Here is a 13,462-nt window from a genome sequence, read left to right as displayed (position 1 = left end):
GAACGGGAAATGTTGGATCAGTGCGGCTATTGCGGCGCGGCGTCGTTATCGGGCGCGACGCCTGCGCGGGCGATGGCGAGCGCCTCGGCCAGCACGCTGGCATCGCCGATATGGTTGGCGAGCAGCAGCACCAGCTTCGCGTTCATGAAATGACTTTGTTCGTCGGTCAGACCGTTGTGCGCGTCGATCAGTTTTTCGTAGAACGCGTCAGGGTCGGCGATATTGGTTTCGATATTCAGCGTGGTCATGATGGTCATCCGTTGCACGTAGCGCGATTGACGGCTTTCGCGACCGATCCGAGGTCGAACGCGCGCCAGCGTGCGCAGACATGCTGATCGGGTCGCAGCAGATAGAAGGTGCCGGGACGCGCATCGAAGCGATGCATGACGATGCCCTCGACGTCTTCGACCAGGGTGATGCCAGGCGTACCCGGCAAGGCCGTCGCCGCAGCGCCGCGCGGCACGACCATCACCGTGCGCACCGGAACCGCAAGCCGGGCGAGCGCGGCAAGCTGTTCGGCACGCGCCGAAAGATCGTCTCCATGGCCGCAGAAATGCACGCCCGTAAAGCCGCCGTGGCCCGTCTGGTTGAGGAACCACGCGTCGTCGCCTTGCACCTTCACGGGCGCGTCCGTGCAGACCGCGCCGGGCACCATCGTGCAGGAGAACGCGGCGTCGGCGGCGTCGGGCGTGTTCAGCGTCGAGTCGCGCAACACGGCGGGAATCGACAGTCGCCCGCTATTGACGATGCGTCGCGCGAACGGGCAGTCTTTCGCGAGCTTGAGCGTCGCATCGCGGAACATCCGCGAGATCGCGCTTTTTGGCGTGATGAAGTCCGTTGCACGTGACGAGTTCAGGATGTTTTCATCGGCCGCGTATTCGCGCTCCGATGCATAGGTGTCGAGCAACGAAGGCGGCGCATCGCCGTTGACCACCAGCCGCAACTTCCACGCGAGGTTGTCGGCGTCCTGCACGCCGCTATTCGCGCCGCGTGCGCCGAACGGCGACACGCCGTGCGCCGCATCGCCCGCGAACAGCACCCGACCGTGCCGGAAGCTGTCCATGCGCAGACACGAGAACGTATAGACGCTGACCCATTCGAGTTCGAACTCCGTGTCTTCGCCCAGCAATGCCTTCACGCGCGGAATCACTTTCTCCGGCTGCTTTTCCGCAACAGGGTCGGCGTCCCAGCCGAGCTGGAAATCGATGCGCCAGACGTTGTCGGGCTGACGATGCAGCAACACCGACTGATTGCGGTGAAACGGCGGATCGAACCAGAACCAGCGCTCGGTCGGAAACGGCGCCTTCATCTTCACGTCGGCGATCAGGAAGCGGTCCTTGAACGTACGGCCACGACTATCGAGACCGAGCGCCTTGCGCACCGCGCTGCGGGAGCCATCGGCGGCAATCACGTATTGCGCGCGCATCGGGTAGACGCCGTCGGGGGTTTCGACCTGCAATTCGACATAGCCGTCGTGCTGCGTCAGACCGGTGACGTTGCTTTTCCAGCGCATCTGCAGATTGGCCGTCTGCCGTGCGCGCCCGGCCAGATAGCCTTCGACGTAGTACTGCTGCAGGTTGATGAAGGCGGGGCGGGCGTGTCCCGTTTCGGGCAGCAGATTGAACGTGTAGATCAGTTCGTCCTGCAGGAACACCTTGCCGACGTTCCAGCTCACGCCTTTGTCCACCATCTGCGCGCCACAGCCGAGGCGGTCGAAAATTTCCAGCGTCCGCTTGGCGAAACAGATGGCGCGCGAGCCGCTCGACAGCGTGTCGTCGTTATCGACGAGCACGGTACGCACGCCCTGCTGCGCCAGATCGATCGCGGCGCTCAGCCCGACAGGGCCCGCTCCGATCACGACGACCGGATAGGTAGCGGGCGTCGCGGCGTCGTGGTCGGCGGCTCGCTCGTAGTCGAACCGCATCGTTTGATAATCGATTTGCATCGTGTCTCCGTGTGCTGCGGGTCAGCTGTATTAGTCTATAGCAAGTATTATTGCTCCTTGCTAATGTTTGTCATTCTATGCAGCTTTTGATCGGGACGAATCTGTGTTTACCCTGGTGTGGCTAGTCAAGACGCGCCGATGCGACCGCGGAACGGCCTGGTTGCGCGTTGAAAGGCGATGCCATGCTGGCGGTGGAGAGCGAAGAAGCGGGCGAACTCATGCACACGCCGGATGGATGGCGAGCGCGACCGTGACGCGGCGCAGTGCGCTCACGCAGGGAAAGACGGGGCGAGTTAGCGAGGCGAAGGGAAAGGAACGCGAGGGGAAGGGGGCCGAGGGAAAGGCGCTTCCGGGCGCGGCGCAGACCGCTGCCGGGAAACCGAATTAGTGAGACTGGGGCGCTTTTCGTCAGACTGGATTTTCCGGATTCGTGAGACTGCCGGCAAGGGTGGTCGGAGAGACCGTACTATGAGACCGAGTCCCTTATCGTGCGAATGGAAGACGCGAGAGCAGTGGGACGGACTGCCTGCCGGAACGCTGGGGGATGGTTGGAATGCAGTGGTCGGCGAAGATCACCCGACGCGTGCTGAAGTTACTGGAGTACGAGATCAACCGCGAAGGACAGTACGCGACCCTGGAGGGACCTTCATCTTTCTCGGTAACGGGCCGCTCGGCAGTCGGGGCAGAACTTGGCCGGGACCTAAGCGGTCCCTACGCTCGAACTCGCTTCGACATTAAACCTCTGGTCCCTCAGGAGGTTGTTCGCGGATCGCCACAGCGATGGAACATCCAATAATTGATGCTATTCCAACGACGGATAAGAAACTCAGCGTCTCGCCCCATACGATGAAGCCGAATAACGTGGCCCAGATGATACTGGTATAGGTGTACGGTGCTAACGCTGCTGCACTCTCCCGCCTTACCGCGACTGTGAAAAGGAGCTGGCCCACTGTCGCGAAAACAGCCAGCAATGCCATGATTGCCAGATCTCTGAGTGTCGGAGTGCGCCAAGCGAAAACAAGAGACAAGCCGGTTACCACAGTCCCGAAAGCTGTGAAGTACAGAACAGTGATGCCGGAGTCGTCGCTGGTTTTGAGTTTCCGGATTTGAATCATGGAAAGCGCGCCGCATAGGGCGCTTGATAGCAGAAGGATGGGCCCAATGAGATTCGATAAGCTACCCTGAGGTCGCACCACCAAAAGAACACCAACGAAGCCGATGCAAGCAGCAATGGCGTTGCGGGCCAGCAAACGCTCGCCCAGCAGGAATGGTGCGAGAAGAATGACGAAGATCGCTTCTGAATAGACAATTGCGACGGCCTCGCTCAAGGGCAGATAAGGCAGCCCTGCGAAGAACAATGTCGAGGCGCCGAGTAGAGTCAGAGCGCGGATAGTCTGACCTCGAATGTCAAGATTACGAACTCGATCCGATATCGGGGGTCCACGCATAATGACTGCGACAGCAGGGACCATTCCAAATAACATGCGGAAAAATGTGACTTCGTTCGCGGGGTAGCTGAGCGCCACGGCTTTGCCAAGTGCATCGACGACCGCAAAACAGAACATGGATGCGAGTATGAAAGCAATGCTTTGATATTGGGCGGTGCGGTCTGCAACGACATCGTTAAGTCGCATGTATCCTCGTTGGACAGGTTAGGCGGTTCGACGGACGACGAAACAGGAAGGAAGTCCGCTAGAGTGAAAATCATCTAGCGGACTTCCCGCCGCCGCCCTGAAGGGCGACGCGATTAAAGTGAGTTTGCCAAAACCGCTTCAACCGGAAGGAGGTCCTCATGAACTATAGCGGCATTGTTCTGCATTCGAACAGCAGTGTGGTGAGCGTGATCGACGAAACCGACCGATAGCAGCCGGAAAAAGCCAGGTGCATTACATTTGCGATGCACGGAGAGTCCGAAGAAAACTTCCACCGTGCCCGCCCTGCAGGTCGACCCCGAACTGCTTCGGGCCGTCGAAGCAGTCCCGAATGAAAATGAGTTGCTGTCGGCGTTCATGGAAGCCGCGCTGCGCGAGGGTGTCGCGCGGCGGCAGCTGCGACGCGAGTTTATCGCACGTGGGCTGAAAGCGCGCTGATGGGCGCGCCGTGACTACAACTGGATCGATGCAGCCGATGTCCACGCCGAGTTGCAGGGGATGCTCGGTGCCGCGATGAACGCGCAGTGAGCTTTCGCGTCCGATACTCCCCAGGAGCGCGCGATGATCTGAAACGGCTGTACGGCTTTCTGGTCAAGCGCGATGTTGCGGCGGCTGAACTCGACCTCGACGCAATCCGCAGGGCAACCGACGTGCTGCGCGATTTCCGGTTCACATCCCGCAAGGTGGACGAGGCCAAGCCGCATCAGCAAAGTACGGTGTTCACGTTGCTGGAACTGAACAAGAGCCAGAACGAGATTCATCGGATCACTGGATTTGACCGCAACGGTCCACTCCCCGACGCCGCGAATTTTACCGAGCCGCGCTTTACCGAGCGCTGGAGCTGTGACGAGAACGCGTTGAGTGGGCGGCGACCAGCGACGCCGCCCACCGCTAGCGTGCGATTTTTCCGAATTCTGAGGCGGTCCCTTCGATGGCGGCTGGCGGAAAGTGCCGACGATTATTCCAGCGGTTCCGGCGCAAGGTAAAGCTTGTCGCTATTCCGGGTGTCGCCGCAAAGAGATGCAACCGACAAAAAGGCGTGTCCAGTGCTGACAACCTTAGCCAGGCAACTGTCACAGTAATCAGCGTCCGGCTCGGTGCGTTTCAGAACTTGTAGTACGCGTTGACCCAAAGCGCGTTGCCGTAAGCAGCGTTCCGCGCATAGACATGCTGCTGCCAACTAACCATTCCTCCCCACTTTTGCGTTCCATAGCCCACCTGGGGGCCAATCGTGACCTCGTGTGTTCTGTGACCGTCGCCGAATGCCGGTTGTCCGTTAATCTTGTCATCGTTGAGCTGCGTATTGGCGTAGCCGCCGACGCCGACCAACCAAGCTTGGTTAATGTGATAGTTGATGCCGTAGTCGGCAGTCAACTGCACGCCGGACTGATAGTGAGTTGCCGAATTGACGCTGCTGTAGTTCAGGTTGATCTTGGAACTGATCTCAATCTGGCGCAACGGGTACCACGTAAAGGAATACGCGAGATAGCCACTCGTAACGTTGTTGCCAGGGTTGAACAGCCTGTTTGTCTGATACGAGCCAGTGGGAACAACGACGTCAAGCTCGATGGTCTGAAAGTATGTCTGGGACTGCCAGCCGAGCAAGACACCGAATAGTGGATCTCCGAACCCGCGCCCGCCGCCCGAAATGCCATAAGAGGGGAAATGAAGCGTCCCGTCGACATACGGAAGCGCTGCCTGAATAGCCAGATTGCCGCCGAAGAGAGTAGGTTGCTCGAAAACGTGTACAACGCGCAGCGCATGGGACTGGACGCCCCCGTCAGCGCCCGGTGGGTTTGCATTTCCGTTGCCGTCGCGAAGCGAGGTAATGTTTTCGAACTTGTTGTAGGTATAGAGGTACGTTCCCGGGGCGCCCAGCAGCCCGCTCATCACGGTCATAATTCCGACGGGGTAACTCGTCGCGCCATTTTCAAGGGCTTGGGCCGGTGTTTGAACAAGAAGCGCGACACCTAGCGCGCCGACATAGAGGCGAGGCTTGAACATTCTTTGTCTCCAAACTTAGTGTTTATTAGTTATGCAGAAGTTAAGGCGCGTCGTTTCCATGCTGTCTGCGACGACGTCGCGAAAACTGCCGACGGTTCGTTAATCAGTTGTAACTTCGGTCAACCCACGGACCCATACATGAGACTCGCCTTCTATCCACAGCGGAACGGCGATCAGCGCTAGACCGGCACACGGTCCAACTGTGCAGATCCCCGACTCGATGTCAAAGCGGGCGCCGTGTCCGTTACACACGATGGACGTGCCGCTCGCGTCAAGGTAGGCGTCCCGGCGCCAGGGCATTGAGGCGCCAGGCCAGTGCGGACAACTATTTTTATAGCTTCTAAGCAGGCTATGTCTTCGTACGACGAAGAGTTCGTCTACGCCGCGGCCGGAAAGATCGAACCCGCGCGCGCCGATTTCAGGTAAGTCATCGACATCGCACAGATACATCCAACCCGCCAGATCCGCCGTCATTGTTTGCCGCCTCAGTGCGAGGCTGTCGGCGGCGGGCCGCCAGGCGCCCATTTCTCGCGCCAATGGAAGAGAAAGATCTGGGAGTTATCAACGATGCCCGGAGCTTCTCGAGGCTCCCAGGAATCATCATGTTGATCCATGTCCGCGTCGTATTCGATATGACAGCCCAACGGACTATTGAAATACCAGAACCAGTTAGAGCCGAACCGATGGCGGCCGGGGCCCCAGAAGGACTGGTACCCCTTGGCTGCAAACGCGTAGCCGGCTCGCAGCACTTCGGTCGGTCCGCCCATGTGGAATGTGAAGTGTTCGCAGCCATGCATCACGGCAGGTGTCTCGATGAAAAACAGCGTGTGGTGGTCCTGCGTGCCAGCCGGCCGGAGAAACGGACCCATTCCGAGGAAGCGATCGCTGACACGGAAGCCGAGGCGGTTCACGTAAAACGCCTCAGCCTTTTGCGCGTCGGGGACGAAGTACACGACATGCGACAGAGTACGCGGCGAGGGCGGAGGTTGGTTGACGTCGGCGCTTGAGCCGATGACGTTAACTCCGCGGCGTGCATCGCCGGGCGCATTGACCTGTTCTGCAGGGATGTGGAGCGGACGGCGTACGGAGATCTGGAATCCGAGGATGAAGCCCACATCGTCGACTGCCTCAATCGAGCCGTCATCCAGAAATCGCACGTCCCGATCCTTCGCAAGTTCAGTAGCAATCTCGGCGAGAGCGTCCTTATCCGCAACCCCATAAATCGTCTTACGAAGTTGGTTGGCGGTCGGGAACGTCCATTGAGGCAACGACGGATCGTCCTTCGGCCGAATGACTACGCCCGTCCCATCGAGAGCTTCGAAGTGGCCGTTTCCTTTGGGGGAAAGGCCGTAATCGGTAAGGTAGCGCGCGCAACTTTCGACGTCTTCGACGCCAAAGACGAGCGTGTCGGGTCCGAGGATGTTCATCAATTTATTCCTGTGTAAATGTGAATCGACAGCCGCTTAAATACGATACGGTGTGGATCATAATATTCCGTGTGTCGTCAGCAAGCAAGCGGGATAGCACTCAAAATCTGGGATGCCGGGATGAGGATAAACCCGTACTTATGGAACGGGACGTATCGTATATATAATGGTTTCGTTGTTTCTCCAGTAGGTCGCTGCGCGTGCAGCGTCCGAAAAGTTTTCGATCAGAAAAGGAGCCGCGAAATGAAGCTTGGACGTATTGCAGTGAACGGACCGGACGGCGACGTTGCCCGGCTGGTCCTGGTTTTGCCAGAAGAAGGCCGCGTCATCGATCTCAAGAGCGCGTCTACGGCTTCGCTCAGGAAGCAGGGCGCCACGGCAGAGGCAGCGTTGCGTCTTTCCGACGCGCTCTTTCCCGGCAGCATGTCGGCGGCGATTGCTCTGGGCGAGCGCTTTCTTGATGCGGCGCGTCGCGCCGACAACGAGCGGCCGGATCAAGCGTCGCTTGCGATTGATGAAGTGAGATGGTTGCCGGCGAGCGATCCCTCGGTGATTCGGGATGGTCTGACGTTCATCGGCCACATCAAGGGCTTTCACGAAAAGATCGGTCGCAAGCCGACCGAGGGGCTGCTCCAGGTTCCGGGGTACTTCAAGGGAAATCCACACATGGTAATCGGACATGAGACCGAGGTGCCGTGGCCTGGCTATATCGAACATATGGACTACGAGCTCGAACTGGGCTACGTAATCGGTCGTCGCGGCGGCAACCTGAGTCCCGAACTCGCAAGGCCATACCTTTTCGGTATCACGGTCTTCAACGACTTCAGCGCACGCGATCGTCAGGCGGTGGAGATGTCGATCCAGATGGGTCCGATGAAATGCAAGGATTTCGCTTACGGTATCGGACCGTGGATCACGACGATCGATGAGTTCGAGGATCTCGATGCTATCCCCATGGAAGTGCGGGTCAATGGCGAGACATGGGGTAAAGGCACGAGCAGCAACAAGCTGTGGTCGGTCGATGAACTGATTGCGTGGGCCAGCCTGGGCGAAGTGCTTGAGCCTGGCGACATCATCGGCTCAGGCACGATGGGCGGTGGCTCCGCGCTTGAGCTGGATCGCAAGCTGAATCCGGGCGACGTGGTCGAACTTGAAGTGGGTGGAATCGGTGTCCTTCGTAATCGCCTTGGGCAACCGCAGGGCGGCCTGTGGTGGCCGAAGGAGCGCACCCCGTTCATGTGAGGCGTGCGCAGACATAAGAGGAGACACGAAATGAGCAGGCTCAATGAAGTACTCATTGTTGGCGGCGGCATTGGCGGTATGACGCTCGCCCACGGGCTGGCGCGCAACGGTATCCGTGTACGCGTGGTCGAATGCAGTCATCGGCTCGACCAGCAGGGCACCGGTATCTCACTGTTGGGCAACGCCTTGCGCGCACTCGACACGGTTGGGCTCGCGCAAGCCTGTGTTGCACAGGGCACCGGGTGGGATGTTGTCAGCATGCGCGACAGCGCTGGCAACGTGCTGCACTCTCAGCGTCCCCCACGTACGTATCGGCAGGATGCGCCGGGCGCAATCGGCATCATGCGACCAACACTTGCGACCGTGTTGGAAGAGCATGCTTTAGCGAACGGAGTTGAGATTCTGTATCGGACGGCGGTGGAGTCATTCGAGCAGGACGAGGGCGGCGTCACGTATCGACTGTCGACCGGAGAGACGGATCGCTGTGATCTGATGATCGCGGCCGATGGTGCCTATTCGAAGCTCCGGGCGCAGTTGTTTGGGACGCAGTTCAAGCCTGAATACGCCGGGCAGGGGGCATGGCGTTTTACCGTGGAGCGACCAGCATCGATGGACGGGCTTGTGCTTTACAAGCACAAGGATGGCCGAACAGTCGGAGGCCTTCCGTTGACGGACGACCTTTGCTATCTGTTCTTTCTGGAGAATGCAAAAGGCCACATGCACCTGCCTGAGGCGGAACTCGCCTCCATGTTCCGTTCCCGGCTGGACGATTTCGCGGCGCCGGAACTGCGCGAGGCTGCATCACGCTGTGACGGCAGCCGGTATGTCAGCTATCGGCCATTCGATATCCTGCTCATGCCGCAACCCTGGTTCAAGGGGCGTATCGCGCTGCTGGGCGACGCGGCACATTCCTTCACGCCGCAACTGACGTCGGGTGGCGGGATGGCGATCGAGGATGCGGCCGTACTGACGGACGAACTGATGCGGCGCCCATCCATTGACGAAGCGCTTGCCGCATACAGTGCGCGCCGTGGCGATCGCGTCGCAACAGTGTTCGCGAACTCGCTCGCGATTTGCCGGCTCGAGCAGGACCCGCAATCGGACGGTCGCGAGGCGGTCGACATTCTGCTAAAGAGTCACGCCTACCTCGCTCAGCCGTTCTGATCCGATAACCGGGCCCCTGAATCGCTCCAGAAGGCCCGGAGTCGTTCCTTTATCTTAGCCACTCTTCCCTGTTCTCGATTGCCCACCGTTCGGGTACATGGCGGGTACATCTCCTGTCAGCGCTAATTCAGAGACGCTGTGTCTTATAATTGACTGTGGCAGCATGGTTCAATCCGATCGGTCAGACGCCCGCCGCAGCGACATGCGGCCGATTCCAGGGAAACTCATGAAAACGAACGCTGAAGCACACATTGTGCAGCCGACCGTCCGCGGCGTTGGCCGCCCGCGCAGCGAGGAAACACGTGCACAGATTCTCGCCGCGACAGTGCGCTTGCTGGAGACGCGCACAGTGCAGGCCATATCCATCGAAGCTATCGCAAAGGAAGCCGGGGTGGGAAAGGCGACGATCTATCGCTGGTGGGATTCGAAGGCACTCGTCGTCATCGAGGCGTTCATCGAGCACCATGTGTTCAAGACGCCGATGCCGCGTAACCTTCCGCCCGGGGAGGCGATCGCGTGTCATCTGATCTCACTTATCCACGAGTACGCCGGATGGTCGGGGCGCATCGTTGCGCAGATTATCGCCGAAGGGCAGGCCGATCCAGCCGTCCTGCGGGAATTTCGGGAACGTTTCCATTATGGTCGGCGCGCGGTTGTCCGCGAAATGATTGAAGAATGGCGGAGCAAGGCGCGCATTCCAACGCCGCCTAACGTCGAGTCGCTTAGCGAACTGCTCTACGCCCCGGTTTATATGCGGTTGCTCGTCGGCAATGGACCGCTGGACGATCACTTTGCGAAAGAGCATATCGAGTACGTATATCGCCTGCTCGGTGTCGAGGCGCCGGATGTTATGCGGCTCAGCGAGGAAATCCGTCGTCGTGCGCCGGCACGAAAAGGAGCATCAGGAAGCCGCTGAAGAACTTCTTGAGTTGCGGTCGCGCGGCCAGCGGCATGCGGGGCCGCGCGTTTTCCTTTTACGCCAGAGGGGCGCGGTCTGCCCGGGCCGCATGTACCGATGACACCGCCCCTTTTTTGACGAGCGCGAGCATCAGGACCAGCGCAGCCACCACCGCACAAGCGACCCCGAATTGACCGATGGCGGCGATCAGGCCGCCTCCACGGTACGCCAGGAACGCCACGAGGAGCGGACTAAGGAAACTTCCGAGAAAGAACGCGCCCATGTAGCAACCGGTCCCGCGTCCGCTTTGCTCGAAGGGCAGCCGGGCAATCAGCCATGTACCGAGGAGAGGCAACACCATACCGCTGCCAATGCCCGCAACGAACGCGCCTGCGACGGTGGTGTAGACGGTAGGCAATTGCGCGATAGTAAAGAGGCCTGTTGCGAGCAATGCAAAGGCGATCACCAGAAGTCGATTGATTGGCCAGCGCGCAAGCCGGTGGAACATGAATGACCCGATCGGAATTCCAGCATTCGCTATCGCGCCACCCAGACCGATGACCGCCGGCTCGCTGACACCTCTTGCCGTTATGAGGAAGCTGATCTGCACTGGCACGACGAAGAACATAACGGAAGCGAAGAGAATGAATGCGCTTAGCGGGCCCGCCTCACGCCACGGGAACGGCAGGCGCGCAGCGACCGGACTGGCAGGTTCCGCGTCCCTTGGTTCCCAGACGAATTTTACGATAAGGGGCAAGAAAATGATGGCACACCCGTAAATCAGAAACGGCGTTCGCCATCCCGCGGACAGGCTCCCGAGGACGCCGCCTATTGAGAACATTGCGACTGCCACTATCGACGCTGAAGCATGCTGCAGGGTGAGCCACTTTTGTCGTTCTGTACCGGAAAAGTAGTTCGCAACGAGCGCTGTGGCGATCGTGCTAATGGCAGCCTCCGCCAGTCCGATGAAAACGCGAGAAGCAACGATGGCGTAGAGGTTGGTGAGCCACCATGGCAGGATCCCTGCGACTGCGTAGAGCGAAATCGCTGTCAGGTATAGACGCTTGCGTCCCACGCGATCAACGATCGCACCGACGACGGGGCTGAACAGCGCGATCATCAGGCCAGGCACAACGAGAGCGATGACGGTCAGGAGGTCCGCGTGGGGCGTGTCAGCGAATTCGCGGCGCATCAAAGGGAGTACCGGGGCAATGAGTACGGCGCCAGTCGACGAAAGCCAGCAGGTAGCGACGAGCAGCCACCCATGAAAACTGGTCGCGACGCGGCTCTCTCCTGTGTTCGGTGCTATGACGGTCATGATGTCTCCAATGTATGTTTTGCGTTGTTCCACATCTCATTCCGGCATGAACGGCACAGGGGGACTGGCGAGCACCGGAATCGAGCGATCCTGAATTCCGGTGTGCCCGGCAGTTACACCCACCGGCAGTTACACCCACCTCGTGACTCGCCCAGTCGTTAAGCGCTAAAAAGCCACTTCATTCGCGCCCTTGAGATCAAGAAGCTGACGGGCTTCGTCAGGTGAGGCGATTTCCAGTCCCAGTTCTTCCAGCACCCGACGAATCTTGCGGACCTGGTCAGCGTTGCTCTGGGCGAGCTCTCCGCGGCCGATATACAGGCTGTCCTCCAGGCCCACACGCACGTTGCCGCCCATTAGGCTTGACATCGTTGCAAGCGGCATCTGGTGTTTGCCGGCCGCAAGCACGGACCAGTGATAGTCCTTTCCGAAGAGCCGGTCAGCAGTGCGCTTTTGATGCAGCAGGTCTTCGACGTGTGCCCCGATACCGCCGCGCAGGCCGAAAACCGATTGCACGAAGAGCGGAGGCTTGACCAAACCCTTTTCAAGGAAGTGGTGCAGCGTGTAGAGATGGCCGATGTCGTAGCATTCGAATTCGAACCGTGTGCCGCCTTCTCGGCCGACCTTTTCGAGAATCCACTCAATGTCTTCGTAGGTGTTACGGAAGACGAGGCCGCGTGTGCCGCGCAGAAACGGAACTTCCCAATCGTGTTGCCATTCGCGATCGCGATCCGCCATTTCTGACAGCACGAGGTTAAGCGAACCCATGTTCAGTGAGCACATCTCGGGCTTAAGTGCCAGGCCTGCCGCGGCCCGCTCGTTGATGGGCATGTTCGGGCCGCCGCCCCCTGTAGAAATGTTGATTACGGCGTTCGTCTGCCTGATTGCCGGAACAAAGCGGCGGAACACTTCAGGATCGCCGGTCGGACGGCCGTTTTGCGGATCCCGCGCGTGCAGGTGGATGATCGACGCCCCGGCTTCCACAGCCGCGATGGACTGTTCGGCAATCGCCTCGGGGGTGACCGGAAGGTAGGGAGACATCGACGGCGTATGCGCCCCGCCGGTCACGGCGCAGGTGATGATGACCTTGCTCATTTCTGGTCCTCGTCAGGCAGATCAATCAAGACAAATGCCATACGGCAGGGTCTACCTGAACGGTTTGCCCAGCTGTGATTTGTTGCTCGCTGGACCAGGACGTCGCCCGCGCGCATAAGCGTCTCGCCTTCGTCCATCAGCGCCCAGATCTCACCCTCGAGGACAATCGCGTAGTCGAGGGACTGCGTTTTGTGAAACCAGAAGTGCCGCGCACCTGATTTGTCCCGTACGCCGCTGCCCTCAAGAAACTGCGTCAGGACACTTTCGTCGTAGCTCTCATCCGGGGGAAAGTCGACGATGCGCAGAAGGGAACCATTCTTCGAGTGGAAGCCGCAGATGTGGCCTGCAGGTGCAGGGTCGTCACCGGGGGCACTCGCCTCGCCGGTCATCCAGACAACCTGAGCGAACGGCAGTCCGGGTCGTTCCGTTCGATTGGGCGTCGGGCCGTCCGAGACAAAATACGATTTGCCGTCCGCGCGTTGGCCCGTGACGATGCGTCGTACGGGGGCGTTCGTCACGCTCGGGGTCTTCAGGTCATCTCCAGCCACTATCGTCTCCATCGTATTGTCTCCATTAACGAGTCGAATCGTATCGTATCGTTGATGAACGACAGGTCGCTGTCAATAGGGGAAATGCTGATGTTTGCGCTTAGCATTATCCAGATTCGGCTTGACAAAAGTGAACGCCACGTTCTGTAATAACGGCAACGATCAAAAGACG

At 59.4% G+C, this 13,462-nt stretch carries 14 protein-coding genes; 5 read left to right on the top strand and 9 right to left on the bottom strand.

What is annotated here, in order from left to right; genetic code table 11:
• Positions 1 to 26 precede the first annotated feature (26 nt).
• The 3 genes from OKW43_RS31960 to OKW43_RS31950 form a co-directional block, all read right to left on the bottom strand.
• Positions 27 to 248, bottom strand: a complete 222-nt coding sequence (locus OKW43_RS31960; protein ID WP_184046172.1) for a DUF2783 domain-containing protein — start codon at positions 246 to 248, stop codon at positions 27 to 29.
• A 5-nt stretch (positions 249 to 253) separates the two neighbouring features.
• Positions 254 to 1,945, bottom strand: a complete 1,692-nt coding sequence (locus tag OKW43_RS31955) for an FAD-dependent oxidoreductase (protein ID WP_429452094.1) — start codon at positions 1,943 to 1,945, stop codon at positions 254 to 256.
• Between the two features lie 734 nt (positions 1,946 to 2,679).
• Positions 2,680 to 3,579, bottom strand: a complete 900-nt coding sequence (locus OKW43_RS31950) for a DMT family transporter (RefSeq protein WP_429452092.1) — start codon at positions 3,577 to 3,579, stop codon at positions 2,680 to 2,682.
• 294 nt (positions 3,580 to 3,873) lie between these two features.
• Between OKW43_RS31950 and OKW43_RS31945 the strand changes: the two genes are divergently transcribed.
• Both OKW43_RS31945 and OKW43_RS31940 read left to right on the top strand, forming a co-directional pair.
• The gene (locus OKW43_RS31945; protein ID WP_429452090.1) at positions 3,874 to 4,035 is read left to right on the top strand and encodes a hypothetical protein; all 162 of its coding nucleotides are present in this window, start codon (positions 3,874 to 3,876) and stop codon (positions 4,033 to 4,035) included.
• Between the two features lie 86 nt (positions 4,036 to 4,121).
• Positions 4,122 to 4,583, top strand: a complete 462-nt coding sequence (locus tag OKW43_RS31940; protein ID WP_429452088.1) for a type II toxin-antitoxin system RelE/ParE family toxin — start codon at positions 4,122 to 4,124, stop codon at positions 4,581 to 4,583.
• Between the two features lie 118 nt (positions 4,584 to 4,701).
• Here the strand turns inward: OKW43_RS31940 and OKW43_RS31935 are convergent, their stop codons facing one another.
• The 3 genes from OKW43_RS31935 to OKW43_RS31925 form a co-directional block, all read right to left on the bottom strand.
• Positions 4,702 to 5,601, bottom strand: a complete 900-nt coding sequence (locus tag OKW43_RS31935; protein ID WP_429452086.1) for a SphA family protein — start codon at positions 5,599 to 5,601, stop codon at positions 4,702 to 4,704.
• A 99-nt stretch (positions 5,602 to 5,700) separates the two neighbouring features.
• Complete coding sequence (locus tag OKW43_RS31930) at positions 5,701 to 6,051, bottom strand: Rieske (2Fe-2S) protein (protein ID WP_429452540.1); 351 nt, start codon at positions 6,049 to 6,051, stop codon at positions 5,701 to 5,703.
• 35 nt (positions 6,052 to 6,086) lie between these two features.
• The gene (locus tag OKW43_RS31925; RefSeq protein ID WP_429452084.1) at positions 6,087 to 7,028 is read right to left on the bottom strand and encodes a VOC family protein; all 942 of its coding nucleotides are present in this window, start codon (positions 7,026 to 7,028) and stop codon (positions 6,087 to 6,089) included.
• A gap of 120 nt (positions 7,029 to 7,148) precedes the next feature.
• Between OKW43_RS31925 and OKW43_RS31920 the strand changes: the two genes are divergently transcribed.
• The 3 genes from OKW43_RS31920 to OKW43_RS31910 all read left to right on the top strand — a co-directional run bounded on the left by OKW43_RS31920 (position 7,149) and on the right by OKW43_RS31910 (position 10,350).
• Positions 7,149 to 8,270, top strand: a complete 1,122-nt coding sequence (locus tag OKW43_RS31920; protein ID WP_429452082.1) for a fumarylacetoacetate hydrolase family protein — start codon at positions 7,149 to 7,151, stop codon at positions 8,268 to 8,270.
• A gap of 30 nt (positions 8,271 to 8,300) precedes the next feature.
• Positions 8,301 to 9,434: an FAD-dependent monooxygenase gene (locus OKW43_RS31915; RefSeq protein ID WP_429452080.1), complete on the top strand. Its 1,134-nt coding sequence runs from the start codon at positions 8,301 to 8,303 to the stop codon at positions 9,432 to 9,434.
• A gap of 226 nt (positions 9,435 to 9,660) precedes the next feature.
• Positions 9,661 to 10,350: a TetR/AcrR family transcriptional regulator gene (locus tag OKW43_RS31910; RefSeq protein ID WP_429452078.1), complete on the top strand. Its 690-nt coding sequence runs from the start codon at positions 9,661 to 9,663 to the stop codon at positions 10,348 to 10,350.
• Between the two features lie 58 nt (positions 10,351 to 10,408).
• On the opposite strand, the gene OKW43_RS31905 is transcribed toward OKW43_RS31910, so the two are convergent.
• The 3 genes from OKW43_RS31905 to OKW43_RS31895 form a co-directional block, all read right to left on the bottom strand.
• Positions 10,409 to 11,650, bottom strand: coding sequence for an MFS transporter (locus tag OKW43_RS31905; protein ID WP_429452076.1), 1,242 nt, complete (start codon positions 11,648 to 11,650; stop codon positions 10,409 to 10,411).
• A 165-nt stretch (positions 11,651 to 11,815) separates the two neighbouring features.
• Positions 11,816 to 12,742 carry a 3-keto-5-aminohexanoate cleavage protein gene (locus tag OKW43_RS31900; RefSeq protein ID WP_429452075.1) on the bottom strand — a complete coding sequence of 309 codons (927 nt, stop codon included), beginning with the start codon at positions 12,740 to 12,742 and terminating at the stop codon, positions 11,816 to 11,818.
• Positions 12,739 to 13,302 (bottom strand): cupin domain-containing protein, encoded by a 564-nt coding sequence (locus tag OKW43_RS31895; RefSeq protein WP_429452073.1) that lies wholly within the window; start codon positions 13,300 to 13,302, stop codon positions 12,739 to 12,741. Before OKW43_RS31895 ends, OKW43_RS31900 begins: the two co-directional genes overlap by 4 nt.
• Positions 13,303 to 13,462: the final 160 nt, after the last annotated feature.

It is taken from the genome of Paraburkholderia sp. WC7.3g (assembly GCF_050436345.1).
Classification (GTDB): Bacteria; Pseudomonadota; Gammaproteobacteria; order Burkholderiales; family Burkholderiaceae; genus Paraburkholderia; species Paraburkholderia podalyriae.
Note: the sequence above shows the minus strand (reverse complement) of the source record. Positions and strands in the feature narration are given on the sequence as shown.